Origin of the sequence: Herbaspirillum sp. C7C2 (genome assembly GCF_022627865.1) — a bacterium.
Lineage (GTDB): Bacteria > Pseudomonadota > Gammaproteobacteria > Burkholderiales > Burkholderiaceae_D > Herbaspirillum > Herbaspirillum frisingense.
This window is the reverse complement of the sequence record NZ_JABXGI010000096.1, coordinates 1-239: the sequence shown is the minus strand read 5'-3', so window position 1 is coordinate 239 and position 239 is coordinate 1. Positions and strand designations below refer to the sequence as shown.

The window sequence follows — 239 nt, the reverse complement described above, 5'->3', positions numbered from 1 at the left end:
GCCCTGGAGCGGACGAGCACGACCAGCACATCCACGCGGCGGCGACATCTGTCAACGCGAGCTACCTCATCGCCGATGACAAGGGCTTCCACAAGATCGACCAGGACCTCCTTACGTACGAGGTTCACAGCGCTGACTCTTTCTTCATGCTCGTCGCTGCCAACGCCCCGTCGGCGGTGGACAGGGTCATCATGAAGCAGGTTGAACACTTCAGGGGGAAGGCTGGAGCGAAGCCACTG

Annotated in this window: 1 protein-coding gene; it reads left to right on the top strand. The window is 61.1% G+C overall.

Features of this window, described 5'->3' with window-relative positions; all coding sequences use genetic code 11:
* The coding region (locus HWE04_RS24390) for a hypothetical protein (protein WP_241813947.1) at positions 1-239 on the top strand (239 nt) is incomplete at both ends.